We start from the raw sequence: 24,522 nt of genomic DNA on the forward strand, positions 1-24,522 counted from the left end.
GCCTAACTGCGGTCGGCATCGGCCTTGGTGTCGATGCTCGGCTGAACGGACATGCCGGGTCGCAAGTCGCCATTGGCGGCTTCGCCGTCGAGCACGATCTTGACCGGAATGCGCTGAACGACCTTTGTGAAGTTGCCGGTCGCGTTGTCGGGAGGCAGAAGCGCGAATTCCTGGCCGCTTGCCGGAGCAAGGCTATCGACATGGCCCCGATAGATGCGGCCTGGAAAAGTATCGACCTCGATATCCACCGGCTGGCCGGCGCGAACATCGGTCAGCTGCGTTTCTTTGTAGTTGGCGATCACATAGATCGCGCTCGTGGGTACAACCGACATCAGCTGGGTGCCCGCCTGCACATACTGGCCGACCCGCAGCGTCCTGTTGCCGACGGTGCCGTCGACAGGGGCGGTAATCTCTGCATAGGAGAGGTTCAGTTCAGCCTGATGCTGGACAGCCTGGTCATGGGCGAGCGTCGCCTTCGCCTGGGCGAGTTCGGCATTGAGAAGGTCGACTTGCTTGACGGCGGCGTCGAGCGCAGCGTTGTCGCGAACAATGGTTGCCTGGGCGGCGGCAATGGCGGAAGCGGCCTGTTGTGCCGTCTGAACTGGCGCATAACCATTGGTGGCGAGATTGGCGTAACGCCTGTTGTTCTGTTCGGCGAAGGTCTCGTTTGCCTTGTCGACCTCGACCGTGGCGCGGGCTGCGGCAATCGTCGACTGCTGAATATCCAGCGACGCCTGCTTGGCGTTGAGCGTCGCCTCGGCGGCGGCGACATCGGCCTTGGCCTGATCGAGAGCGGCACGGAAATCGCGATCATCGATGCGTGCGAGCGGCTGACCCGCCCTGACCACCTGGTTATCACCTACGAGCACTTCCGCGATGTAGCCCGAAACCTTTGGTGCGACAGTCGTATTGTCGGCCTTCACATAGGCGTCGTCGGTGGAAATCTCGAAGCGGCCGAAGGTCCAGTAACTATGGCCGTAATAGCTGGCGGCGGCGATCAGGGCGATGGCGGTCGCGCCCAGCAACAGTCCGCGGCCACGGCGCTTGGGGGCGGGATGCTCCAAAACGGCGGCAGCTTCGACGATGCGTGACGTGTTGCCGGTATCAAGGGTTGCCGGCGCGGCCTCCGCCGTGGTTTCGGTGACAGGCGCGTTGTTGTTCAGGGCCTGCAGCGTACTGATGGACATTGCCTTTCTCCTATTACTGGTCGCTGTCGCTACCGGCTGCGGCCTCTAAATTCATGTCAGTTCCACTTTTGGAAACTTGTTATTTTCCAAAATATGCTTTATAAAATCGGTGTCAACAAGAATTTGGAAAATAGTCATGGTCCAAAATCACGAAATCGAGAAGAGACCGCGAGGACGACCGCAAGTCCGCTGCGACGACGATACGAGAAGCGTGATCATCGAGGCGGCTAACCGGCAGTTCCACGAGAATGGTTATGCCGCGGCAAGCATCGCCGCGATCGCGCAAGGGGCTGGTGTCTCGACCAAGACGCTCTACCGGCTGTTTCCGACCAAGGCGGATCTGTTTTCCGAGATGATCATCGAGCGGACGGGGCGCTTCCTCATGTCGCTCGATCCCGGAACGCTTGCGGTATTGGACCTCAGGCAAGGATTGGAGCGCATGCTGATGGCCTATGGCATGCTGACGCTCTCGCTGGACACGATCACCGTGACTCGGCTCGTCATCAGCGAGTCCGACCGCTTTCCCGAGATCGCCACGACCTTCTATGAGAAAGCGATCGTCAGGACCAACGCGCTGATGGAGGACTGGCTGCGTAGACAGATCGATCGCGGGCTGATCGCACTCGACGATCCACATGCCGCCTGCGGGATGCTCCGTGGGATGATGATCATGGAGCCACAGCGTGCAGCGATGCTGCGCCAGCAACAGCCGCCGGGGATCAAGGAGATCGCCGCAAGGGCGAAGATGTGCACGGATCTGTTCCTGAAGGGTTGCGCGCTCTGAAGTGTCGCTTGGGCTCCAGAGCGCAATGATTTTCTATGCCAAGCGACGCCAATGCCCTCAGGTCGGCGGGGCATCCAGTGCATGCAGGATGCCGCGAAGCTCGGCAAGGCCGCGCATGCGGCCAATGGCGGGGTAGCCGGGCGTGACTGTTTTGTCGAGATCGTCGAGCATGCGGTGGCCATGGTCCGAGCGGAAGACGATGGTATCTTGAGCGCCACGGCGGCGGTCTTCCGTGACAAGTTCCCGGAGAACGGCAACCATGTCGACATCGCCCTCCAGGTGCGCGCTTTCATGGAATGTTCGGCCATCGCCCTCTCTCGTCGTAGCGCGCAGATGGGCGAAATATATCCGTGAGGCGAAACGGCGGGCGATCGCCGGCAGATCGTTATCGGCGCGCACGCCAAGGCTGCCGGTGCAATAGCACATGCCGTTCGCCTTCGACGGCACCGCATCGAAGAGAGCAGCATAATCATCGGCCGTCGAGGCGATGCGCGGCAGACTGAACAGCGACCGCGGCGGATCGTCGGGATGCAGCGTCAGCTTGACGCCGCGTGCTTCGGCGGCCGGCGTCACCGCCTCGAGGAATTCGATCAGGTGCCGGCGCAGCCTTGCGGCATCGATACCGCGATAGGCGACAAGCTTTTCCCGGAAGGCCGGAATGGTCAGAGGTTCGGTGGTCGAACCCGGCAGAGCCGATGTGATGATGCGGGTGATCTCGGCGATCTCCTCCTCCGACATCGCCTCGAAGACGATGCGCGCCCGTTCCCGATCTGCATCGGCATAGTCCCGTGCCGCATCCGGCCGTTCCAGAATGAAAAGATCGAAGGCCGCGAAACGCTCATGATCAAAGCGCATCGCGGTGGCCCCGGTCGGCGTCACGAAATCGAGTTCGGTGCGGGTCCAGTCCACGACGGGCATAAAATTATAGCAGACGATCGGAATGCCGCAGGCGGCGACCGCTTCGAGGCTTGCGATCCACGCCTCGATTTCGGCCTTCGCCTCCCCGCCCCTGCGCTTGATGGCATCGGGGATCGGAATGCTTTCGACGACCGACCAGACGAGCGGCGAGCGGTCGGCTGGCGTCGTCTCGATCAGCGATTGGCGTTCGCGCACCTCCTTCTCCGTCCAGGCCCTGCCAATCGGCACCTGATGGAGCGATGAGACGATATTAGTGGCGCCCGTCTGGCGGACATCATCCAGCGTCACCGGCGCTTCCGGTCCGAACCATCTCCAACCCTGTCGCATCTTTCTTCCTTCCCTCGACTCTTCGTTTCGTGGTGATCCTGCCGTCAGCAGAAATAATCGGGGTAACGCGAGCGTAGCTCATCGACATCGGGAATGACGGCGCTCAAGTGATGGATCATCGCGCCGCGCGCAGCCGTGGCATCATGGGCGACGAGCGCGTCGCGAATGACGATGTGTTCGCGGATCACATTGTCCATCCGCCCAAGCGCCGGCAGCGCCAGCCGCCGCGCCCGGTCGATCTGCACCTTGACCGTCTTCAGAATCGCCCAGATGCCGGGATAACCTGCTATCTCAGCAATCGCTTCGTGAAAGGCCTCGTCCTCCTCATGAAAGTTCGAGGCGTTGCCGACCGCGGCATGCGACCGCTGCCGGGAGATGATGGCGTCCAGATGGGCAATATCGGCAGCGCTGGCGGTTTCGGCCGCAGCCTCGACGGTCGTACCTTCGAGCGCCTTGCGCACGACCACCGCCTCCGGGATCGACGCGACAGGCACACGCGATACGACCGTGCCCGACTGCGGATAGATGTCGACCAGCCCGCCTTCGGAGAGCCTGAGCAGTGCCTCGCGCACCGGCGTGCGGCTGACCCTGAAATCCTCGGCAATCCGCTTCTCCTGCAGCAACAGGCCAGGCGGCATCCTGAGCGAGACGATGTCGGCATAGAGCCGTTCGTAGATGGCGCCGGCCGTGGTGACGCGTCGCAACTTCGGACCGACTCCTTGGGAAATCGGAACAGCAGGGCGCTTCGGCTTCTGGGGACTGCCGCATACTCAAGACCGGTGGTGGCGTTCTGACATACTAGTATATCAGCCTCAGCGCCTTGCCAAGAGCTGCGGAGGAACTGGTTTACATTTTGAGGTTCCGCGTCGCTTCAACCGCCGTTTCGATGCTGGCCGCGTCTCTTGGTTGGAACTTAGATCAGCCGAATTGGTTGAGATCCAATCAAGGAGGCGCCGATGAAGAACCCGGTACGCAAAAGAAGTGAAGGCACGACTGACGACACGCGGCTGAAGGATTCCTCCCCCGCCGGTGCGCGGAAAGGGAAGATGGCGCGGCAAGCGGCACACCAGACCGTCGGGCAGCGCACCGATTCTCCGGCCGCTGGCCGCGAGGAGGAGATCCGCAAAAGAGCATACGTGCTGTGGGAGAAGGACGGCAGGCCGGAGGGCAGGCATCAGGATCATTGGACCCGCGCCGAACAAGAGCTCGATACGCGGCATGGCGAGGCCGACAATCCTCCCAAGCTCGAAGCGTTGCGAGAGGCCTCGCGCGAACATAGCGATACGTTCCTGGTCAAGACGGATCTCGAAGACGCCGATCAACGCGAAGCCTCACCCGGCACACGCGAGCAGGATTAAATTGCAGTCTTGAGTCAATGCAGGAAAGGTCCCGACATGGTCGATAAAAGAGACTTGGACGCCGGATTCACCGGCACACCCGTCGAGCCGCCGGAAGGATTGGCCAAGGTTGCCCAATCGGCGGCCAGCGGGGTGAAACGCGAGGTCTATGCAGTCACGGCCGGGGCAAGAAACCACCCGCAGACCGCAAGCGCATTGTTGCTCACTATAGGTATTGTCGCATTCGGGTTCGGCTATCTCCTCGGCCGGTCATCGGTGGAAAACTCGCGCCTATATTGGCGGTAGCTGCAGACTTCAACGATGTTAGTTTTGACAAATCGCCCGATACTCGGTGATGATGGGAGGTCAAGGTCGTGCTCGAAAGGTGTCCCCATGGGCCGGATCGCGCCGCACGATGACAAAGCTTCTCGATCGCACTTCAAACGTGTTTTCCGATCGGCACGGCTTTGCTATAGCAAGCTATTGCGGCCCATTGCCAAGTGAGCAAAGTGCATCCGGGCTTGCTGTTGCCGGAATACGACAGTGCAAAAAGCACGGGTTCTGCCCGCGTTCACGGCTTGACAGTGGTGGCAACCGTCCTTAGCGAGGCTGGAAAGCAACACCTCAGGGCTACCAAAGTGAACTATTTCAGGCAACTCGTGATTGCGGTACTTCATCCTGGAAACGGATCTGGAAGCGCGCTTGATCGAACCAACGGCATTGCGGTCTTTCTCTTTGCAATCCTGCCCGGACTTTCGCCGAACTTCAATTCCTTCATTCTCCTCGGGTCGATGCTATCGGGCCTCTATTGTCTGGCAAGAGCCCGCTGTCCTCTGAACCTGTCGAAGTCCGATCTGGTGGTTGCCATTTGCATGACGATTTACCCGGTGGTGATGATCGTCAGCATATTCGTCAATCCGCCTTTCTCGGAAGAACTGGATTGGATTTTCCGGCTCCTGCCGTTCTTTTCGATCTGGCTGATTTTGCCGCGTATGCGTCAATCTCCCGATGGCCGCCTTGTACCGCTCTTTATCCTCGCCGCCGGCCTCGGGATGATTGTTACTTTCCTTTTCAGCCTGCTTCAAGTCTTGTTCCTGATGCCCAGGGCGGAGGCGGGAACCTCGAACGCGGCGCTGCTCGGCGTTATCGGCGTGCTTTTCGGCGGCGTCGCGCTACTCAATATTCAATCTCCCAAAAGCATGGAGCAAAAGATCGCGATATTGGGGTATGCCGCGGGTCTCGGCTGCGCGCTGCTTTCCGGAACGCGCTCGGCCTGGCTGGTCATCCCCGTCCAGCTCGTCATCTTTCTCTGGTATTTTCCCAAAAACCGATTTCATATCAGTCTGCGCAGCCTCGCCATCACCGGCTCGGTATTGCTGCTGGGACTTCTCGCCCTGGGCAGCGACCAGGTTGTCTATCGCGTCCGTGAGCTCCAGGACAATCTGTCGTCGCTCGAAAGCACCAATGGTGATATCACCTCGCTGAGCGCGCGCGTTGCCCTCTACAAGGGCGCCCTATCCGCAATCACCAAGGATCCGCTGACCGGCTATGGCCCGCAGAACCGGATGGCTGCTGTCCTGGCAGAAGTCCCTGAGGGCCTAAGGCCGCAACTGCCCTATTCCCATGTCCATAACGGCTTTCTCACAGCGGGAATCGACGCCGGCCTTGTCGGCATCGCGGCGCTTTCACTGCTGCTGCTGACGCCCGTGATCGGTGCGTGGAAAAAGGAACCCGGCCCTGGCCGGGATCTAGCCATGGCGATCGCTCTTCTGCTCACCACCAGTTACATTATTACCGGCAGCTTCGGCATCATGTTCAACCAAAAGGCACTGGATCCGATCTTCGCCTATATGGTCGCTCTTATTTGCGCGGATCGGGGCAGTACACGCTATGCAGCTGTCGTTCGAAGCTAATTTCCTGCGCCTGAGGCTAGCGCGTTGATATCTTCTTGCGCCGGATTGGTTTCGGCGCCGGTGAACGCAAGGTCTGAAACCTCACCCGTTGAGGAATAGCCGGAAACGAGTTCTGCCAAGGTCGCCCGTGCCGCGACCATGTCGTTTCGGTCCAAGGACGCATTGAGCGAGTTGAGCTTCTTCGAAAGTTCCGCCCAGAACAGGAAATCCTCGCGCGCCTTCATAATCCGCGGATGTTCAGTTGTCTCGGGGTTATCCCCGATCAACAGTTCTTCATAAAGCTTCTCGCCGGGCCTCAGGCCGGTAACGGCTAGCTCGATGTCCCCTTCTGGATTATCCACGTCCCGGACGGTCAATCCGGACAGTTCGACCATCTTGCGGGCGAGATCCGCAATGCGGACGGGCTCGCCCATATCGAGCAGGAAAACATCGCCACCCTCGGCCATGGCACCCGCTTGGATGACAAGTTGCGAGGCTTCCGAAATGGTCATGAAGTAGCGAGTTATTTTCGGATGCGTCAGGGTAACCGGGCCGCCTTCCTTGATCTGCTGCCTGAACAGCGGCACGACGGATCCGGAGGAACCGAGAACATTTCCGAAGCGGACCATCGAGAAGTTTGTCCGCAGTCTATCAGCGGTCAGCTCTGCCGCGAGCGCCTGCAGCACCATCTCCGCCAGCCTCTTGCTGGCGCCCATCACATTTGTCGGGCGCACGGCTTTGTCGGTGCTGATCAGCACGAAATTCGAGACGCCGCATTTATTTGCCGCACGTGCGGTGATCAATGTCCCCATGACATTGTTCTTGATGCCTTCCACGGCATTGTGTTCGACGAGTGGCACATGCTTGTAAGCGGCGGCGTGATAAAGCGTCTGAGGCCGCCAGCTCTGCATGATATGTTCCATGCGATCCTGGTCGCGGACGGAACAAAGGATCGGCACGATCTGCAGGCTCTCATGCTTGTAAGCTTCGGCCAGCTTCAGCAATTCGGCATGAATATTATAAAGCGCAAACTCGTTCTGATCTATGAGGATGAGGCTCGAAGGCGCGTTGCGCAGAATCTGGCGACATAACTCGCCGCCGATAGAGCCGCCGGCGCCCGTGACCATCACCACCTTGTTGCGCATCGCCTTGTCGAGCAGCTCTTGCCGCGGCGCAACCGCTTCCCTGCCCAGCAGGTCTTCGATCTCCAGCTCACGAATATCGGAAACGGCGACTCGTCCCTGAGCCAGCGCTGTGAGATCCGGCAATGTCCGGACGTTCACCCTGGCTTTACGGATATGCTCGAGAATTTCATTGCGACGCTGCCGCGATGCGGATGGAAGAGCAAGAAGCACGTTGTGCACGCCAAGTGCTTCAGCGAGCACCGGAAGATCCGACGGGTCATAGATCGGCAAACCGCCCATGATGCCGCCCTTAAGGCGCGGATCATCATCGAGGTAACCGACCACATTGAGTTCGGCGCTGCTCGTCAGAGCGCCGGCGAGTTGCCGTCCGGCATTTCCCGCCCCATAGATCAGCACCTTGGCGAGCGTATTCTGGTGAAGAATACGCTGATAGGTATCCCCGAGCCAATAACGGATCCCCAACCGTGACAGGCCGATCGCTATCAGCAGCAGGAAGGGCTGAAGAATGCCGACGGTTCTCGGAACGCCCGGGACGCTGAGCGCCGTAAAGATCGTCATGAAGGCGACGCCGTAGATAGCAATGGCCTTCAGAACGGCAATGAAAGCGGCCATGTTGGCGTAACGGAAGATCGCCCGATACATGCCCATGACGATGAAGATCGGAAGGGCCATGCACAGGGAAACCAAGACCGGCAACCACTGCACGCCGGTTAGCACCGTCCATTCGTTCAGGCGGAAGCAATAAGCCAGCCAGATCGTCAGAACGCAAAGGCCGGAATCCACCAGCAGGGCGAGCGCGCGTTTGGCAGCACGCGGCATGGCCAGCAAAGGGGCGACAAGCGCCTGCATCGGCACTAAGAACCATCCCGAGCGTGGCGTCTCAGTGGGGGTATTTTCAGGCATTGCTTCCCAGCGTCTCGCGGATCAAATAGACAACCACCTTCTTGTCATTTTCTACAACGAGCGCAACTGAAATAATCGGAAATCAAGGTGTTCCGCACCTCTTATCTATCAGAAGTAGGTAACTTAATGCTTTATTCCCCTACGGCGGATGACCTTCTCGGCCGTCAGAAACAGGATGCGCATGTCGAAGCCGATCGAGCGCCGCTCAAGATATTCGACATCGAATTTCACCTTCTCCGGAATTGGCAGTTCGTCCCGCCCGTTGATCTGCGCCCATCCGGTCAATCCGGGCAGGAGTTGGTCGACCCCATGGACCGTCCGCAATTCGATCAAATCATACTGGTTGTAGAGCGCCGGCCGCGGCCCGACGAAACTCATTTTGCCGCCCAGAATGCACCAGAGCTGCGGCAGTTCGTCGAGACTGGATTTGCGTAGAAACGACCCGATCGGCGTCAGAAACCGCTCGGGGTTTTCGAGTAGATGCGTCGCGACGGTCGGCGTGTCGACGCGCATGCTGCGGAATTTCGGCATCAGGAAGATCTGATTGAAACGCCCGATCCGTTTTGACCAGTAGAGGATCGGTCCTGGCGACGTTAGCCGGACACAAAGAGCGACAACAAGGATCGGAACGAGGAGGATGACCGAAGCCACCAAAGCCAGCAAAAAATCCACTGCCCGTTTCAAGCCCATCGCCGTACTTCTTCCATTGCCTCTTCAGCGGATTTTCGCCATACGCCACCGCGCCGTATCGTCAAAAAGGCATTTCACGTCAACTCCAACCGCATCGTTTCTCCAGAGAACGACAGCCGATCGTCGATCAGATCCTTTCCTCGCCTTGTCGATCAAAAATCTTGTAACCTCTTGATCTTAAAGGAAGAAGAACTTAACGGGAAGTTATCTCCCCGTTTATTTCCGTCACCTTTCGTTAACCATAAGCCGACGCGGGCAAACCGCATGGCAATCTCATCCAGTCTTACCCCTGATTGGCGAATTGGTGCGGACAAGCGCCATCAGCATCGGTCCGATGGCAAATTCGCCTCTTTCGGCGCGGCGGGTCAGATCACGGAGGTAACCACCGGCGGAATTGATGTGCCCTGCCCTTTCAAGCACGCACGCTATGACGGTAGCCGCATTTTCAGGCCCCATGATCTCGCAGGCCTGTTCATAGGCCGAGGGGCTCACTCCGAGCATCGAGCGCACGACGACAGCTGCCGCCATCAGATCGCGCCATGTGCCCACCGAGCCCTGCGGTCCATAGGCAGTGATCTCTGGGCAGGCCTGCAGCACCAGGCCCAGCGGGAACGATTTGAGCCCGCCGCCGGCAGTCGAGGCTGAGCTTGCAGCCGGCACGGGCCTGCCCTTCCCTTCATGTGTCGCTATTCTGGCCATCGGCTCGGCCCAACCTTCCGATTGGTCGTCTGCCGTTGCTCCCTGCTTCGTTTCGAAGCTTGGTTCAAGTTCAGTAATGCAGTGTGGATTTGAATTCTGTATGTGCCGCTCAGAATGTCGGGCATTGCCGCTTTGATTTGGAGCTTTGACCTGCATTTCCAACTGATTGGTGATTTCTTCGCGCAGCAGTTCCAGTTCGTCGAGCGCGGCGGCGATCTTCTCGAAGGATGGCGACCGCGGCAGCCGTTCGACGACGCCTCGAAAATGCAGGTGAACCCCGCTCCAATCACCAGAGGCCCCCTCTTCCACGGCCAACTCGATGAGCTTGGCGATGTCGCGCCGGCAAAGCGTCAGGCGCTCTTTGAGCCGCTGCAGTTGCAATCGCTCGGCTGCCACCTCCGCCGCCAGCCGCTCGATCTCGTCAGCGCGCACAAGCAGCGGCGCCAGCGAGAAGCCGAATGCCTCACGGATCTCCCCGCCCTGCTCCTTGCGGGCGTAACGCTTGCCGTTCGGGCTGTCCTTGCGGATCAGCAATCCGGCCTCGATCAGCGCCGCCAGATGGCGGCGGATCGTCTGCTCCGCCATTCCATGCGCGCGCAAAGAGAGCTGCGCATTCGAAGGAAAGACGACCAGGCCATTGTCCTCGGAGAGCTCTCCCTTGGGATAAAAGCTCAGCAAGGCGTTCAGGATAGAGAGCGCCCGATCGGTAATGCCGAGCAGCGGTCTGGCCTCGCACAGGGCGCGATAGAGTTTCCACTTGTCAATCGATCGGCCCGGCTCGATCCTTCGGGCAGCGGCCTGGTTTGCCAACATGCCAAACGTCATCGGCCGCCGCCCGAAGGGCGTCGTCACACTTCCGCTTTCCATTTTCTTCGCCTTCTTCAAGGCAAAAGATCACGGCTCACCAAATTCGGTGCCAAAGACTCTTGACTATGATTCGCGGAAATGTGATTCTCTGGGTGTCTAGATCAGAGAGGGCTTCCGCGGCGGCAACGTTCGGGGGCCTTTTCTTTTGCTTATTGATCTCCGTTCTTCGTCAAATCCTGTGTCTTCTCGAACGCCTCGTAGAGACGATCCAGATTGCTGGCGATGTAGGCGCCAAAGGCAGATGCCTTCTCCGCCTTCAGCGCGATGGTGAACTGTTTTCCATCATCCTTGATCTTCGCTTTGACGGCTCCGTCCTGGCGCTGCCAGGCGTGAGCCACGGGCTGAATTGCGGCGGCGGACGAAGCCTGTTGCTTCCTGCTGATGAAGGCGACGAGCATGTCGAAGCGGGCGTCCGGCTCCGCCGTCTCGAACTCCGCCGATCTGGTGAACGCAATCGCCCGGGCGGCAATGTTTTCCGTCTCGAATTTTACCGAAAGATCATGCCAGCGATCGCGACCGGTCGTCTTGGCTGCGCCGATCGCGGTCAGGACTTCGGCCGGAATCCGCTTCGTGACCGACAGCATCTTGGACACCGTCGTCTTGTCGGCGCTGAGTGCCGACATGATCGTTTCCCGATCGAAACCCAACGTATCGAGCTTGTCGGCAAACATCGTCCTCTCGATGAAGGAGAGATCGGCGCGCGCCGAATTCTCCTGGCCCTGCGCAATAACATGGTCGCGGTCGTCGAGTTTCTTGACCACCGCCCGAACAGGTCGGCCGAGCTCCTTTGCCGCCCGTGCGCGACGATGGCCAAAAGCGATCTGGTATCGCCCCTCCCTCTCGGGATGCGGGCGCACGAGGATCGGTGAATCCTGGCCGCGCAGGCGGATCGCCTCGACCAGTTCCCGGAACTGTTCGTCGGTATGCGCGAGCCGGTCGCTCACGAAGGAATCTTCGATCAGCGCCGGGTCGAGATCAATCACCGTCTCGCCGCTCGCCAGCTGCTCTTCGATCGCCTTGGCGGCATCGGCCTTGGCGGCCAAGGCATCGATGCTGCGGGTGACCGCCCCGAGTGCGCCAATCCCTTTATAGGTGATATGCTGCCTCTCGTCGCGATGGGCCGGCTCATCCTCATTGTTTACCGCGGTAAACTTCTTGGAATCATCCATCAGGCCCGACAGAAGATTTTTACGCGCCATCAGCCAGCTCCTTGCCCGGGTTTACCGCAGTAAACTTCCCGCTCATTTCCGGCCCCATGCCTTGTGAATGAGATCGACGATTTCCGTGTTGACCGCCTCCATCGCCTCCATGGCGCGGTCATAGGTCGCGCGGGTAAACTGACTTCGCTCGACCTCATACAGTGTCTGGTTTGTCATCGCCGCATCGGAGATCGCGACGCTGCGCAGCATCGGGTTGGTGAGCACATGGCTCTTGAACATCGAGCGCATGAAGGCGACCATCTGCGTCTGCGGCCCGTCCTGCGGGTCGTAGCGGGTCACGAGATAACGCAACCAGTCGAGGTTCATGTTGCCGCCGGCTCCCTTCAGGGTGTTCAGCACTTCGCCAAGCATTTGCAGGAACTGGCACATCGACATGACATCGAGCATCTGCGGATGAACGGTGATCAGCACCGCCGTCGCACCGCAAATGGCGCTCATGGTCAAAAAGCCGAGCTGCGGAGGGCAGTCGATGATGACGACGTCGTAATCGTCCGCGACCGAAGCGAGTGCCTCATCCAGCCGTGCGAAGAAAACGCGCCCATAATCACTCGCTTTACCCTGAGCGAGGACCCGCGGCGTATCGTGCTCGAATTCCATCAGTTCAAGATTGCCCGGCACAAGGTGAAGGTTCGGGAAGTTGGTTGGCCGGATAATGTCCCGCAGCGGACGCCGCTGATCGTCGTAGCGAATGGCGGCGTAGAGCGTCTCGTTTTCGTTGACGTCGAACTCCGGCTGAAAGCCGTGTATGGCGGAAAGAGACGCCTGCGGATCGAGATCGACGGCAAGGACGCGGTGACCGGTCAGGGCAAGATGCTGGGCAAGATGCGCGGCACTCGTCGTCTTGCCGCTGCCGCCCTTGAAGTTGACGACGGCGACGACCTGCAGATGTTCGTGGCCGCGGCGATGACGTATATAATGCGTTCCGGCCCGCGCATTGTGCTCGAGAAAGCCGCGCATCTCTTCCATCTGCTCCGCCGTATAGGATCGGCGGCCGGACGGCGTGACCTGGGGGAGGGCACCCTTGCCCTCGAGCGAGAGATTTCGAAGATAGCCGCTGGTCACGCCGAGAAACCGCGCCACCTCGGCGAGCTGAAATTCCCGCAGACCCTTCAGCGCGCGCGGAGGAAACATTTCGAGCCGATGCTGCTTCAGCTTGTCGGAGAGTTCCTGCGCCTGACCGATGATCAGCTGATCGACATCGGAAATTGCTTTGTCTATTTGCGGTGCCATATTCATGGAAATCTCGAAAATGCGATTTAAAAGCTCTACGCGCTGAGAAACCGCATTTAGCGCCGATTCTGGAGGAGTGGCAAGGCAAATAGGGTTAACAAGACCCTATCAAAAGGTTGTCCAATCTTTTTCAAGCGGTTGCGCAGGCCGCGCCTGTCGCTGGCCGGTGCAATCGCACGTTCACGGGCCGAATCGGACGAGGTCGGCTGGAAACACCGGCATGATAATCCAAATCGCAATGTCGGGTGGGCAAAGCGCTTTGCGGCATGTCCGCAGCGGCAAGCCACCGGTTCGTCGGCATAGAGCACGGCGCGGCGGTAAGGTGCCGGGCTCTGGCCGATCAGCCGCAACTTGCCAGATCACGCGAGGCTGAGCTCGCAGGAGAATTGCCCGCCGGCCCGTTACTCGAGAGGCGGACGGGTGATATTCGCTATCGACGGCAAAGCCGGGCGGCTTTCCGCCTGCGCCATCGCTTTCACCAATGCGATGATCGTTTCACGGATATCGGGATCGGCAATCTTCAGAAAGGCCCGATTAAGCACCAGCCCTTCCTTCGTCCGCAGGAATTCAGCGACGGGGTCGGCGCGGTCCGGCAGATCCAGCCCTTGCAGGCTCAATGGCTGTGACTCGTTCTGCTGGAAGAAGAAGCTCGGTGAGGTGTGAAGCACTTCGGCGATTCGCTGCAAGCGGCTCGCACCAATGCGGTTGATGCCCTTCTCGTATTTCTGAACCTGCTGAAAAGTCACGCCGATCTGCTCGGCAAGCCGCTCCTGGCTCATTCCAAGCAGCTGCCGGCGTGTTCTGATGCGCGCTCCGACGTAGCTGTCTATGGCATTCGGTGTCTTGACATTCATCGCGTGTTTTCAGCCTCGATCAATTTCAATCGGCGCAGCTGTAGTACCCCTGCAAGCAGTTTTCCACGGTTGTTTCCATGTAGCATAGCATATCTGCGATGATCACGGCTGACTGTGATATGAAAACCCCCATCCGGCAAACGCCAGCGACGCAGGAACCGGTCGGCGGTGGGGAAAATCAGACAAAAGCCGTACCGATCCTGGCCAAACCGGGCTGGTGATCGTTGGCCGACCTGCGTTAAGTATCTTTCAGCGACCGTCGCTTGATAGTCTTGCCAGCCCCGATCGCCCAAAATCCATCGAAAACGACGGCACTGATCGTGCCTGTGCAGGAGGATGTTGATGGCAAGCGTTGCCGAGCGCGCACCCCGTTTCGAAAAGACAACGATGTCCATTCTGATGGCTGTCAGCTTCTGCCATATGCTGAACGACATCATGCAGTCGCTGCTCGCCTCGCTCTATCCACTGTTCAAGGCAAATTACGACCTCGATTTTGTCCAGATCGGCCTGCTGACCATGACGTTCCAGGTCACGGCGTCTCTGCTGCAGCCGGCGGTCGGCATCGTCACCGATCGCTGGCCGATGCCCTATTCGCTGCCGGTCGGCATGGCGAGCACTTTTTGCGGACTCATTCTGCTCGGCAATGCCGGCAATTTCGCGCTGCTGCTGGTCGCGGCAAGCCTGATCGGGTTTGGCTCGGCCGTCTTCCATCCGGAATCCTCGCGTGTTGCCCGTCTTGCCTCCGGCGGCCGCCACGGTTTCGCGCAGTCCTTTTTCCAGGTCGGTGGCAATGCCGGCCAGGCGATCGGTCCGCTGCTCGCCGCCTTCATCGTGCTGCCGCTCGGGCAGCACAGCGTCTCCTGGTTTGCCGCCATCGCGATGATCGGCATGATCGTGCTGAGCTGGGTAGGCAGCTGGTATATGAGCCACAGGCGACAAAACGCCAGCAAACCGGCCGCGAGTCGAACTCTGCCGTTATCGCAGAGCCGGGTCGTCCGGGCGCTGCTGATCCTCGTGTTGCTGACGGCGACGAAGAATGTCTACATGGCGAGCGTGTCGAGCTACTTCACCTTCAATGTCATCGACAGGTTCGAACTCAGCGTGCAGCAGGCGCAGCTGATGCTGTTCCTGTTCCTCGGTTCGGTCGCCGTCGGCACTTTCCTCGGCGGGCCGATCGGCGATCGCTTCGGTGCCCGTTTCGTCATCTGGTTTTCGATCCTCGGCGTCATTCCTTTCGCATTGCTGCTGCCCTATGCCGATCTTTTCTGGACAGGCGTGCTCAGCATCGTCATTGGCCTGGTCTTCGCGTCGGCCTTTTCAGCGATCGTCGTCTTCGCGCAGGAACTGGTGCCCGGCCGCGTTGGGCTGATTGCCGGCGTTTTCTTTGGCTTTGCATTCGGGGCAGGGGGGTTAGGGGCTGCGCTGCTCGGCGATTTTGCCGACACTCACGGCATCGCCTTCGTCTACCGCATCTGCTCCTACCTGCCGCTGCTCGGCCTGCTGACGATCTTCCTGCCGCGCATTCCGAAGCAGAAGCCGGCCTGAGGTCATCCGGGACGTCACGATTGCCGTATCGGAGCGGGTCTGAGAAGTCCGTCGTCCCCTTTGGCCGCCGTGGTTGCAAACGGCGGCCACAGGCGACGTTTTCCTTTTTTAGGGGATGCTCACAAGCCGCAATTAATCCATAAATTTGATGGAAAATTTATCCTGCCGGTATTGATGACGGGGCAAGAGTTTTTCCGACCTTTCCTCCACATCAGACTTTCTTGCTTCGCCCGCGACCCAGCCATTTGCCATGATCGACCAGCTCGGGGCGTTCGGCCTCATTCAGTCAGACGGGATATAAAATGACCAAGAACAAAAATCTTCACGGCTTCCACCTTTCGCGCCGCGCGGCTCTTGCGGCCGTCGCTGTTTCCGCGGCTGCACTTTTTACCCTTGCGGCACCCGCACTTTCCTTTGCCGAGGACAAGTCGATCAAGGTCGGCATCATGGCCGGCGAGGATGAGGATGTATGGCGCGTGGTGACCAGCGAGGCGGCCAAGAAGGGCCTGACGATCGAGACCATCACCTTCAACGACTATACTCAGCCGAACGAAGCGCTGGAGCGCGGCGAAATCGACGCCAATGCCTTCCAGCACCGACCCTATCTCGACAACCAGATCCAGCGGCACGGCTATCACATCGTCCCCGTCGGCTATACCGGCGTCTGGCCGATCGGTCTCTATAGCAAGAAGCACAAGGCCGTCGCTGAGATCCCCGAAGGCGCCGTCATCGGCGTGCCGAACGATCCCTCGAACGAAGGTCGGGCGCTGCGAGTTCTTCAGAATGAAGGCGTGATCAAGCTGAAGGACGGCACCGGCATTCTTGCGACAGTTGCTGACGTCAGCGACAATCCGAAGAAGATCGAGATCAAGGAGCTCGATGCCGGCATCGTCGGCCGTTCGATCGACGATCTCGATGCCGGCGTCGTCAATACCGACTGGGCGCTGAAAAGCGGTCTTTCTCCGGCCGAGCGCATCGCGCAGGAGCCGACCGCCGATAACCCGTACCGCAACTTCATCGCCGTCAAGGAAGAGAACAAGAATGCGGACTGGGTCAAGACGCTGGTGTCGTCCTACCAGAACGACACCGTCAAGGCCGAGTTCGACAAGGTCTACAAAGGGACCGGTCTCAGCGCCTATTGATCCGAGAGAAGGCCGGGGTTAAGGCCTGCCTAAAGGCGGTTCGGGCATTCCCCGCTCGGACCGCCTTCGGCGTTTGCAAGGAAAAGCACATGAATTCGTTTGTTTCCACCACTGCGGTCGCGGCGCAGCCGCAGACGACGGTGACCGAAGAGGTGGTGAGGCTGATCGATGTGAAGCGGCGGTTCGGCACCACGCCGGCGCTCGACGGTATTTCGCTGAGCGTAAAGAGGGGCGAGATCCTCGGCATCATCGGCCGCAGCGGCGCCGGCAAGTCGACGCTGATCCGCTGCCTGAACGGGTTGGAGCGCGCCGACAGCGGCGAGATCCGCATCGAGGGCCGCGATATCACCCGACTTCAGGAGCAGGAGCTGCAGTCGCTGCGCCGCCGCATCGGCATGATCTTTCAGCACTTTAACCTGCTGTCCGCCAAAACGGTCGAGGACAATGTCGCGCTGCCGCTGAAGATCGAGGGTGTTGCCAAGGCCGAACGCGTGAAGCGGGCCCACGAACTGCTCGAGCTCGTCGGGCTTGCCGACAAGGCGCAAGCCTATCCCGCATCACTCTCCGGCGGCCAGAAACAACGCGTCGGCATCGCTCGGGCCCTGGCAGCACGCCCGGCACTGCTGCTGTCGGACGAGGCGACATCGGCCCTCGACCCGGAGACAACACGATCGATTCTGGCGCTGCTCAGGGATATCAACCGTAAGCTCGGACTGACCGTTCTGCTGATCACCCATGAGATGGAAGTGGTGCGCGGCATTGCCGATCGCGTCGCGGTCATCGATGCCGGGCGGATCGTCGAGGAGGGCCAGGTCTGGTCGGTTTTCGCCAATCCGCAGACTGACATCACCAGGAGCTTGCTGGGCGGCATCCGCCCGCAACTTCCCGATCACATTCTCGGCCGGCTGTCGGCGAAGACAGGCAGCGAAGTGATCCTCAGTGTTGATCTCGCCGGGCCGCAAGCGCAAGGGGCGCTGTTTGCGGAACTCTCGGCGATGCTGCCGCATTCCTTCCGCCTCGTCCATGGCGGCATCGACCATATCCAGAACCAGCCGGTGGCGCGGTTCTTCATCGCCGTCCCCGCGCGCGACCCCGCGCTCGCCGAAAAGGTCGAACAATTCCTGACAGCCCGGTCTGCCCGGGTGGAGGTGCTTGGTTATGACACCGATCATGCTTGAACTGCTTCTTCGCTCGCTTTGGGAGACGGTCCTGATGACTGTCGCCTCGGGGGTGATTTCGCTCTTCGCCGGGCTGCCGCTCGGCCTTGCCCTCGTCGTCACGGCGCGCGGCGGCATCGCCGAAAATCTCTGGATCAATCGCATGCTCGGCGCCGTCATCAACGGCTTCCGCTCGGTGCCATTCATCATCCTGCTGGTGGCGCTGATCCCGCTGACGCGGCTGATCGTCGGCACCGCGCTCGGCACCGGAGCGGCCATCGTGCCGCTCGCCATCGCCGCGACACCTTATTATGCGCGCATCGCCGAAGTATCGCTGCGGGAGGTCGACCGCGGGCTGATCGATGCCGTCCGCGCCATGGGCGGCAATCGCTGGACCATCATCCGCGAGGTGCTGGTGCCTGAAGCGCTCCCTGGCATCGTCGCCGGTTTCACCGTCACGCTGGTGACGCTGATCGGCGCCTCGGCCATGGCAGGCGCGATCGGCGCCGGCGGCCTCGGCGACCTTGCCATTCGCTATGGCTATCAGCGCTTCGAAACCAATGTCATGATCGCAGTGGTCGCCGTCCTCGTCATCCTCGTCTGCGGCATCCAGTGGCTCGGCGACCGACTGGTCGCCAAGCTCGACCACAGATAGGTCAAAACCGCAGGCGTGCGGCTGCTTTAATTGTCCTAAGGCCGTATCGCATCAGCCACCTGTGAAGTGATAAGGTGGCGATGAAGCAGCCGGAGGAACGCATGACGAAGAAGACGCTGTCGGATTGGGCGGAGCTTGCGCAGAAGGAACTGCGCGCCTCACCCGAGACACTGACCTGGCAGACGCCGGAAGGCATCGCTGTCAAGCCGCTTTATACCGCCGAGGATCTCGAAGGCGCCGCGCATCTCGGCTCGTTGCCCGGTTTTGCACCATTTACCCGCGGACCGCGCGCGACGATGTATGCCGGCCGGCCATGGACGATCCGCCAATATGCCGGCTTCTCCACAGCCGAGGAATCGAACGCCTTTTATCGCCGCAATCTCGCAGCCGGCCAGAAGGGCCTGTCGGTCGCCTTCGATCTTGCCACCCATCGCGGTTATGACAGCGACCATCCTCGCGTCGAGGGCGATGTCGGCAAGGCGGGCGTCGCGATCGACAGCGTCGAGGATATGAAAATCCTGTTCGACGGTATTCCGCTTGGCGACATGTCGGTTTCAATGACCATGAACGGCGCCGTCATTCCGATCCTCGCTTCCTTCATCGTCGCCGGCGAAGAGCAGGGCGTGCCGAGGGCCGAGCTGTCGGGGACCATCCAGAACGACATCCTCAAGGAGTTCATGGTCCGCAACACCTATATCTATCCGCCCGAACCTTCGATGCGGATCGTTGCCGACATCATCGACTATACGGCAAGGGAGATGCCGAAATTCAATTCGATCTCGATCTCCGGCTATCACATGCAGGAGGCCGGCGCGACACTGGTCCAGGAGCTTGCCTTCACGCTGGCCGACGGCCGCGAATATGTCAGGGCGGCGATCGCCAAGGGTCTCAACGTCGATGATTTTGCCGGAAGACTCTCCTTCTTCTTTGCGGTCGGCATGAATTTTTTCATGGAGGCGGCAAAGCTGCGCGCCGCCCGGCTGCTCTGGACCCGTATCATGGAGGAGTTCCAGCCGAAGAAGGCATCCTCGCTGATGCTTCGCACCCATTGTCAGACCTCCGGCGTCTCATTGCAGGAGCAGGATCCCTACAACAACATCATTCGCACCGCTTTCGAGGCGATGTCGGCCGTGCTTGGCGGCACGCAGTCGCTGCACACCAATTCCTTCGACGAGGCGATCGCGCTGCCGACGGAATTCTCCGCCCGCATCGCCCGCAACACCCAGCTGATCCTCCAGCATGAAACCGGCGTGACCAAGGTGGTCGATCCGCTGGCCGGCTCATATTATGTCGAGAGCCTGACGAAGGAACTTGCCGACAAGGCCTGGGCGCTGATCGAGGAGGTGGAAGCGCTCGGCGGCATGACGAAGGCTGTCAACGAAGGTCTGCCAAAGCGGCTGATCGAGGAAGCAGCGGCGCGCCGCCAGGCGGCCGTCGACAAGGGCGAGGAGGTCATCGTCGGCGTCAATCGCTACAGGCTCGACAACGAACAGCCGATCGACATTTTGGAAATCGACAACAGCGCGGTGCGCACCGCGCAGATCCGCCGCATCGAGGAGACGAAGCGGCGGCGTGACAGCAGCGCCGTGCGCGAAACGCTGGCCGCCCTGGCAGAAACCGCACGCAGCGGCAAAGGCAATTTGCTGGCCGCCGCCATCGAGGCGGCACGGGCCCGCGCCACTGTCGGCGAGATATCGGATGCGATGCGCGCCGCCTTTGGCGATCACGCCGCGACACCTGATGTCATCAAGGGCGTCTATGGCGAGGCCTATGACAACGAGCCGGAACTTGCCGTCCTGAGGGAGCGTATGGCAGAGGTGACGGAAGCGATGGGATACCGGCCGAAAATCATGGTCGCCAAGCTCGGTCAGGACGGGCACGACCGGGGCGCCAAGGTAATCGCCTCGGCCTTCGGCGATATCGGCTTCGACGTGCTCGCCGGTCCACTGTTTCAGACGCCTGACGAGGCTGTCGAGTTGGCGCTTGATCGCAAGGTCAATGTCGTCGGTGTCTCGTCGCTCGCCGCAGGCCACAGGACGCTGCTGCCGCAGTTGGTCGACAGGCTCAGGGAAAAGGGCGGTGACGATATCATCGTCGTCTGCGGCGGCGTCATTCCGCGGCAGGACTATGAATTCCTCCACGAACACGGCGTTGCGGCCGTGTTCGGCCCAGGCACGAACGTTCTGGAAGCGGCGAACTCCGTTCTCGACCTGCTAGAGGGCAAACGGCGAAACCAGTAATTCATAAAATCTGCGCAGCCGGAGGCAAACCGCTGCGCACTTTGCTTAGAGTAACCCGCGCGTCGCAAGGTTGCGCATCAGCGCCGATATGCCGAACGTCCAGGGCGGGCATTCGGTGGAGAGGCGCACGGTATTGACGAGCGCGCCGAGCCCGGCCGACGAAATCTCGACGACATCGCCGATCTTGTGCGTGAAGCCTTGCTTCGGCGCGTCACGGTCCTGCGTCGGCGCAAACAACGTGCCGAGGAAGAGCATGAAACCATCGGGGTATTGATGATGAGGGCCAAGCGTCTGTTCGACGAGATCGGTCGGGTCGCGGCTGATCTGCGACATCGAACTCTTGCCATGCAGCACGAAGCCATCCTGCCCGGTTACCTTTAGATCGAGTTCGGCCTTGCGTACCTCGTCGAGCCCGTAACCGGCATCGAACAGCCGGACGAACGGACCGATCGAGCAGGAGGCATTGTTGTCCTTGGCCTTGCCGAGCAAGAGGGCCGAGCGGCCTTCGACATCGCGAAGATTGACGTCATTGCCGAGCGTCGCACCCTTGATCTCGCCGCGGCTGTTGACCGCGAGCACGATTTCCGGCTCCGGATTGTTCCAGGTCGAGATCGGATGCAGGCCGACATCGGCACCCCAACCGACGGAAGAGAGCACCGGTGCCTTGGTGAAGACCTCGGCATCGGGACCGATGCCGACTTCGAGATATTGCGACCACATGCCTTCGTCGATCAGCGCCTGCTTGACCTTGGCGGCCTCGGGCGAACCGGCCTTGAGATTGGTGAGACTGCCGCCGATCAGCGCGCTGACGCGCTCGCGGATCGAAGCGGCGCGATCGGGATTGCCGGCCGCCTTCTCCTCAATGACGCGCTCGATCATCGACTGGGCAAAGGTGACGCCGCAGGCCTTGACCGCCTGCAGGTCGGCGGGCGCAAGCAGGCAGGGCCGTCCAGCATCCGGTTTTCCGGTGCTGTTGGCGGCAATCTCCTCCAGCGAACCGATCGCCTTGCCATTTGCGGCTCGGACGAAGCCCGCAGCATCCTGCGTCTCGAAGAGGGCGCTCAGTGTCGGCGCCTCGTGCGAGGTGATGTCGACGAGCATCCCGTCGCGAAGGGTCACGATGCTCGGGCCGGCAACTTCGGGATTCCAGACGCGGCCAACAAAAATTCCGCCGGAAACGGCAGCATCGAGAAGGGGATGAGTCATGGTGATCCTCCGTCACAGGCAAGCGGCGAGCGCTCTTGAAAGAATTCCGAGATCATTGCCGCCCTCCAGCCTGGCGGCGGCCGAAATCGATCACATTCGGCCGAATGGAGCAAGATAGGCGGGGGAAAAAGACTTTTGCCGGATTGGATCGAAAAGAGGAACTGCCTGCATCCATTCGAACGAAGGCCACAAATAACTATTTAGATACATAATAGTCGTTATTTTACAAACATTTAGATATGAGCACCAACGATTTCATCCCGCAACTCGCCTTGACAGCAGCCCGCTTTCGTTATCTGTTTTGGCCGAGATGGAGGACGCCGGCATCAGCCGGCCGCACGAAAATCCCGGGAGGATATTGCAGCGATGTTGAGATTTGCCGTCGTCGGAATCGACCATGGGCATACGTTCGATCACGTGAAGGGACTGCTCGCCGCAGGCGGCGAGTTCGTCGGCTATTGCCCGCAGACCTCCGTGCCGGCGTTGCGGGAAGCCTTTGAGAAGACCTATCCCGATGCACCGCAGATCGACCGAGAGAAACTGTTCGACGATCCGTCGATCGACGTCATCTGCATTTCCGCCATTCCGCGCGACCGGGCCGGGCTTGCCATCCGCGCGATGAAAGCGGGCAAGGATGTGATGACCGACAAGCCTGGTGTGACGACCTTTGCCCAGCTCGAAGAGGTCAAGCGCACCGTTGCCGAGACCGGCAAAATCTTCTCCATCTGCTTTTCCGAGCGCCATTGCGTGCGCTCCGCCGTCAAGGCCGGCAAGCTGGTAAAGGAAGGCGCGATCGGCAAGGTCATTCAGACGCTTGGCGTCGGTCCGCACCGGCTGCAGCTGCCGACACGTCCCGACTGGTTCTTCGAGCCCGAAGCCTTCGGTGGCATCATCGTCGACATCGCCTCGCACCAGGTCGATCAATTCCTGTTCTATACCGGCTCGACCTCGGGCGAAGTCATCGCCAGCTCGATCGGCAACTTCGGCATGCCCGATAAACCCGCCTTCCAGGATTTCGGCGAGGTGCTGCTGCGCTCCGACAGGGCGGCGGGCTACGTTCGCGTCGATTGGTTCACGCCGGAGGCGCTGCCGACCTGGGGCGACGGCCGTCTTACCATCCTGGGCACAGAGGGTTATATCGAGCTTCGCAAATATATCGATATTGCCGGCCGGCCGGGCAAGGATCACCTCTTCCTCGTCAATGGCAAGGAAATGACCCATATCGATTGCAGCGGTGAGAAGCTCGACTATTTCGACGCGTTCACTGCCGATGTCGCGAACCGCACGCAGACGGCGATGACGCAGGATCACGTTTTCGAAGTCTGCCGCCTTTCGCTCGAAGCCCAGACGAAGGCCGCGCGCATCGGCGCCCGCTGAGGAGGATATCATGGCCAGAAAATTACGCGTCGGCGTCATCGGCGCAGGCATCGCCGCGCGGCACCTGACCGGCTTCGGCTGGAACAAGGATCTCTTCGAGGTTCCCGTCCTTTGCTCGCTGGACGAGGATCGCGGCCGGGCGCTGTGCGACGAATTCGGCATTCGGGAATATACGCAGGATGCGGATTCGCTGTTTGCCCGGGACGATCTCGACATCATCGACATTTCGACGCCGCCGAGTTCGCATTTCGAGCTCTGCCGCAAAGGCATTGTGTCAGGCAAGCATGTGATCTGCGAAAAGCCGCTCTTCGGCTCGATTGCCGAGGTCGACGAGATGGGCCGCATCCTCACCAGCTTCCCCGGCCGGAAGCTGATGCCGATCTTTCAGTATCGCTACGGCTCCGGCCTGCAGAAGTTGAAACTGTTGATCGAGAAGGGCCTCGCCGGCAAGCCGTTCCTGACGACGATCGAGACCCATTGGTGGCGCGGTCCGGATTATTATGCCGTGCCGTGGCGCGGCAAATGGGCGAGTGAACTCGGCGGCGGCCTTCTCGGCCACGCGATCCACGCCCACGACATGCTGAACTACGTGCACGGCCCTTGCGCCGAGGTGTTTTCCTATGGCGCGACGCTGGTCAATCCGATCGAGGTCGAGGATACGGCCGCTCTTTCGGTGAAGATGCAGAACGGTTCGCTGGCGACGCTGTCGATGACGCTCGGCTCACGCAAGGAAATCTCGCGGCTGCGTTTCTGCTTCAGCGATCTCGTCGCCGAAAGCATCCTCGAACCCTATACGATGGGCCGCGATCCCTGGGTCTTTACCGCCGGAACCGAAGAACACCAGGCGCGGGTCGATGCGGCGCTCGCCGCCTATGTGCCGGGCGAAGATGGTTATACCCGCCAGTTCGAGCTCTTCCACAAGGCGATCGTCGAGGACACGGAACCGCCGGTGACGTTGCAGGATGCCCGCAATTCGCTGGAGCTGGTGACGGCTGCCTATTTCTCCCAGCGCACCGGCCAGCCGACGCCGATGCCGATCGCCGCCGATCATCCGCTCTATCGCTCCTGGCTTCCGGAAGAACAGCGCGCGGCTGGCAGCCGCTGAATGATCATGCGGAGGATGCCGGGCGGCGCTTGGCATCCTCCC

Annotated in this window: 21 protein-coding genes; 11 read left to right on the plus strand and 10 right to left on the minus strand. The window is 60.4% G+C overall.

Translation table 11 applies throughout. The features are described 5' to 3' along the window. Positions 1-2 precede the first annotated feature (2 nt). Positions 3-1,187, minus strand: a complete 1,185-nt coding sequence (locus HJC00_RS23065) for an HlyD family secretion protein (RefSeq protein ID WP_221164652.1) — start codon at positions 1,185-1,187, stop codon at positions 3-5. Between the two features lie 136 nt (positions 1,188-1,323). Between HJC00_RS23065 and HJC00_RS23070 the strand changes: the two genes are divergently transcribed. Further along, positions 1,324-1,971 carry a TetR/AcrR family transcriptional regulator gene (locus HJC00_RS23070; protein WP_210633676.1) on the plus strand — a complete coding sequence of 216 codons (648 nt, stop codon included), beginning with the start codon at positions 1,324-1,326 and terminating at the stop codon, positions 1,969-1,971. A 57-nt stretch (positions 1,972-2,028) separates the two neighbouring features. On the opposite strand, the gene uxuA is transcribed toward HJC00_RS23070, so the two are convergent. Continuing rightward, a complete protein-coding gene (gene uxuA, locus HJC00_RS23075; RefSeq protein ID WP_210633674.1) occupies positions 2,029-3,216 on the minus strand; it encodes a mannonate dehydratase in 1,188 nt (395 codons plus the stop codon). Positions 3,217-3,260: 44 nt separating this feature from the next. Continuing rightward, positions 3,261-3,944 carry a GntR family transcriptional regulator gene (locus HJC00_RS23080; RefSeq protein ID WP_221164686.1) on the minus strand — a complete coding sequence of 228 codons (684 nt, stop codon included), beginning with the start codon at positions 3,942-3,944 and terminating at the stop codon, positions 3,261-3,263. Between the two features lie 228 nt (positions 3,945-4,172). Between HJC00_RS23080 and HJC00_RS23085 the strand changes: the two genes are divergently transcribed. From HJC00_RS23085 to HJC00_RS23095, 3 genes are all read left to right on the plus strand, one after another. Next, positions 4,173-4,574, plus strand: coding sequence for a DUF2934 domain-containing protein (locus HJC00_RS23085; protein WP_210633670.1), 402 nt, complete (start codon positions 4,173-4,175; stop codon positions 4,572-4,574). A 36-nt stretch (positions 4,575-4,610) separates the two neighbouring features. Continuing rightward, positions 4,611-4,859 carry a hypothetical protein gene (locus HJC00_RS23090; RefSeq protein WP_210633668.1) on the plus strand — a complete coding sequence of 83 codons (249 nt, stop codon included), beginning with the start codon at positions 4,611-4,613 and terminating at the stop codon, positions 4,857-4,859. A gap of 332 nt (positions 4,860-5,191) precedes the next feature. Continuing rightward, on the plus strand, positions 5,192-6,466 hold the full coding sequence (locus HJC00_RS23095) for an O-antigen ligase (RefSeq protein ID WP_210633804.1): 1,275 nt from the start codon (positions 5,192-5,194) through the stop codon (positions 6,464-6,466). Here HJC00_RS23095 and HJC00_RS23100 read toward each other — a convergent pair. The 6 genes from HJC00_RS23100 to HJC00_RS23125 all read right to left on the minus strand — a co-directional run bounded on the left by HJC00_RS23100 (position 6,463) and on the right by HJC00_RS23125 (position 14,053). Beyond that, positions 6,463-8,493, minus strand: coding sequence for a nucleoside-diphosphate sugar epimerase/dehydratase (locus HJC00_RS23100; RefSeq protein WP_221164653.1), 2,031 nt, complete (start codon positions 8,491-8,493; stop codon positions 6,463-6,465). The genes HJC00_RS23095 and HJC00_RS23100 overlap by 4 nt on opposite strands. A 123-nt stretch (positions 8,494-8,616) precedes the next feature. Continuing rightward, a complete protein-coding gene (locus HJC00_RS23105) occupies positions 8,617-9,183 on the minus strand; it encodes a sugar transferase (protein WP_221147539.1) in 567 nt (188 codons plus the stop codon). 273 nt (positions 9,184-9,456) lie between these two features. Next, positions 9,457-10,749: a plasmid replication protein RepC gene (repC, locus tag HJC00_RS23110; protein WP_210633663.1), complete on the minus strand. Its 1,293-nt coding sequence runs from the start codon at positions 10,747-10,749 to the stop codon at positions 9,457-9,459. Between the two features lie 149 nt (positions 10,750-10,898). Beyond that, a complete protein-coding gene (gene repB / locus HJC00_RS23115) occupies positions 10,899-11,948 on the minus strand; it encodes a plasmid partitioning protein RepB (protein ID WP_210633661.1) in 1,050 nt (349 codons plus the stop codon). 42 nt (positions 11,949-11,990) lie between these two features. Then, positions 11,991-13,205 carry a plasmid partitioning protein RepA gene (gene repA, locus HJC00_RS23120; RefSeq protein ID WP_210633659.1) on the minus strand — a complete coding sequence of 405 codons (1,215 nt, stop codon included), beginning with the start codon at positions 13,203-13,205 and terminating at the stop codon, positions 11,991-11,993. A gap of 395 nt (positions 13,206-13,600) precedes the next feature. Then, positions 13,601-14,053 carry a helix-turn-helix domain-containing protein gene (locus HJC00_RS23125; protein WP_210633657.1) on the minus strand — a complete coding sequence of 151 codons (453 nt, stop codon included), beginning with the start codon at positions 14,051-14,053 and terminating at the stop codon, positions 13,601-13,603. A 342-nt stretch (positions 14,054-14,395) separates the two neighbouring features. Here HJC00_RS23125 and HJC00_RS23130 point away from each other — a divergent pair, with 342 nt between their 5' ends. The 5 genes from HJC00_RS23130 to scpA all read left to right on the plus strand — a co-directional run bounded on the left by HJC00_RS23130 (position 14,396) and on the right by scpA (position 20,792). Next, positions 14,396-15,598: an MFS transporter gene (locus HJC00_RS23130; RefSeq protein WP_221164654.1), complete on the plus strand. Its 1,203-nt coding sequence runs from the start codon at positions 14,396-14,398 to the stop codon at positions 15,596-15,598. Positions 15,599-15,900: 302 nt separating this feature from the next. Further along, positions 15,901-16,740 (plus strand): MetQ/NlpA family lipoprotein, encoded by an 840-nt coding sequence (locus tag HJC00_RS23135; RefSeq protein WP_221164655.1) that lies wholly within the window; start codon positions 15,901-15,903, stop codon positions 16,738-16,740. An 89-nt stretch (positions 16,741-16,829) separates the two neighbouring features. Then, positions 16,830-17,918, plus strand: a complete 1,089-nt coding sequence (locus HJC00_RS23140) for a methionine ABC transporter ATP-binding protein (protein ID WP_221164656.1) — start codon at positions 16,830-16,832, stop codon at positions 17,916-17,918. Next, positions 17,899-18,552: a methionine ABC transporter permease gene (locus HJC00_RS23145; RefSeq protein WP_210633650.1), complete on the plus strand. Its 654-nt coding sequence runs from the start codon at positions 17,899-17,901 to the stop codon at positions 18,550-18,552. The genes HJC00_RS23140 and HJC00_RS23145 overlap by 20 nt, the downstream gene beginning before the upstream one ends. Before the next feature lie 101 nt (positions 18,553-18,653). Next, positions 18,654-20,792, plus strand: a complete 2,139-nt coding sequence (gene scpA, locus HJC00_RS23150; RefSeq protein WP_221164657.1) for a methylmalonyl-CoA mutase — start codon at positions 18,654-18,656, stop codon at positions 20,790-20,792. A gap of 45 nt (positions 20,793-20,837) precedes the next feature. Here the strand turns inward: scpA and HJC00_RS23155 are convergent, their stop codons facing one another. Continuing rightward, positions 20,838-21,998: a fumarylacetoacetate hydrolase family protein gene (locus HJC00_RS23155; RefSeq protein WP_221164658.1), complete on the minus strand. Its 1,161-nt coding sequence runs from the start codon at positions 21,996-21,998 to the stop codon at positions 20,838-20,840. Between the two features lie 366 nt (positions 21,999-22,364). On the opposite strand from HJC00_RS23155, the gene HJC00_RS23160 reads away from it, so the two are divergent. Together HJC00_RS23160 and HJC00_RS23165 are read left to right on the plus strand one after the other, a co-directional pair. Then, positions 22,365-23,375, plus strand: coding sequence for a Gfo/Idh/MocA family protein (locus tag HJC00_RS23160; RefSeq protein ID WP_210633646.1), 1,011 nt, complete (start codon positions 22,365-22,367; stop codon positions 23,373-23,375). Positions 23,376-23,385: 10 nt separating this feature from the next. Then, positions 23,386-24,480, plus strand: coding sequence for a Gfo/Idh/MocA family protein (locus HJC00_RS23165; protein ID WP_210633644.1), 1,095 nt, complete (start codon positions 23,386-23,388; stop codon positions 24,478-24,480). The last annotated feature ends 42 nt before the right edge of the window (positions 24,481-24,522 follow it).

The organism is Rhizobium sp. NLR22b (genome assembly GCF_019685295.1).
Taxonomy (GTDB): domain Bacteria; phylum Pseudomonadota; class Alphaproteobacteria; order Rhizobiales; family Rhizobiaceae; genus Rhizobium.

What these genes read in the sequence shown, in the direction of transcription:
- HJC00_RS23065 (WP_221164652.1), bottom strand. Translation starts at nt 1,187, where the DNA reads ATGTCCATCAGTACGCTGCAGGCCCTGAACAACAACGCGCCTGTCACC.
- HJC00_RS23070 (WP_210633676.1), top strand. Translation starts at nt 1,324, where the DNA reads ATGGTCCAAAATCACGAAATCGAGAAGAGACCGCGAGGACGACCGCAA.
- uxuA (WP_210633674.1), bottom strand. Translation starts at nt 3,216, where the DNA reads ATGCGACAGGGTTGGAGATGGTTCGGACCGGAAGCGCCGGTGACGCTG.
- HJC00_RS23085 (WP_210633670.1), top strand. Translation starts at nt 4,173, where the DNA reads ATGAAGAACCCGGTACGCAAAAGAAGTGAAGGCACGACTGACGACACG.
- HJC00_RS23090 (WP_210633668.1), top strand. Translation starts at nt 4,611, where the DNA reads ATGGTCGATAAAAGAGACTTGGACGCCGGATTCACCGGCACACCCGTC.
- HJC00_RS23100 (WP_221164653.1), bottom strand. Translation starts at nt 8,493, where the DNA reads ATGCCTGAAAATACCCCCACTGAGACGCCACGCTCGGGATGGTTCTTA.
- HJC00_RS23105 (WP_221147539.1), bottom strand. Translation starts at nt 9,183, where the DNA reads ATGGGCTTGAAACGGGCAGTGGATTTTTTGCTGGCTTTGGTGGCTTCG.
- repC (WP_210633663.1), bottom strand. Translation starts at nt 10,749, where the DNA reads ATGGAAAGCGGAAGTGTGACGACGCCCTTCGGGCGGCGGCCGATGACG.
- repB (WP_210633661.1), bottom strand. Translation starts at nt 11,948, where the DNA reads ATGGCGCGTAAAAATCTTCTGTCGGGCCTGATGGATGATTCCAAGAAG.
- repA (WP_210633659.1), bottom strand. Translation starts at nt 13,205, where the DNA reads ATGAATATGGCACCGCAAATAGACAAAGCAATTTCCGATGTCGATCAG.
- HJC00_RS23125 (WP_210633657.1), bottom strand. Translation starts at nt 14,053, where the DNA reads ATGAATGTCAAGACACCGAATGCCATAGACAGCTACGTCGGAGCGCGC.
- HJC00_RS23130 (WP_221164654.1), top strand. Translation starts at nt 14,396, where the DNA reads ATGGCAAGCGTTGCCGAGCGCGCACCCCGTTTCGAAAAGACAACGATG.
- HJC00_RS23135 (WP_221164655.1), top strand. Translation starts at nt 15,901, where the DNA reads ATGACCAAGAACAAAAATCTTCACGGCTTCCACCTTTCGCGCCGCGCG.
- HJC00_RS23140 (WP_221164656.1), top strand. Translation starts at nt 16,830, where the DNA reads ATGAATTCGTTTGTTTCCACCACTGCGGTCGCGGCGCAGCCGCAGACG.
- HJC00_RS23145 (WP_210633650.1), top strand. Translation starts at nt 17,899, where the DNA reads ATGACACCGATCATGCTTGAACTGCTTCTTCGCTCGCTTTGGGAGACG.
- scpA (WP_221164657.1), top strand. Translation starts at nt 18,654, where the DNA reads ATGACGAAGAAGACGCTGTCGGATTGGGCGGAGCTTGCGCAGAAGGAA.
- HJC00_RS23155 (WP_221164658.1), bottom strand. Translation starts at nt 21,998, where the DNA reads ATGACTCATCCCCTTCTCGATGCTGCCGTTTCCGGCGGAATTTTTGTT.
- HJC00_RS23160 (WP_210633646.1), top strand. Translation starts at nt 22,365, where the DNA reads ATGTTGAGATTTGCCGTCGTCGGAATCGACCATGGGCATACGTTCGAT.
- HJC00_RS23165 (WP_210633644.1), top strand. Translation starts at nt 23,386, where the DNA reads ATGGCCAGAAAATTACGCGTCGGCGTCATCGGCGCAGGCATCGCCGCG.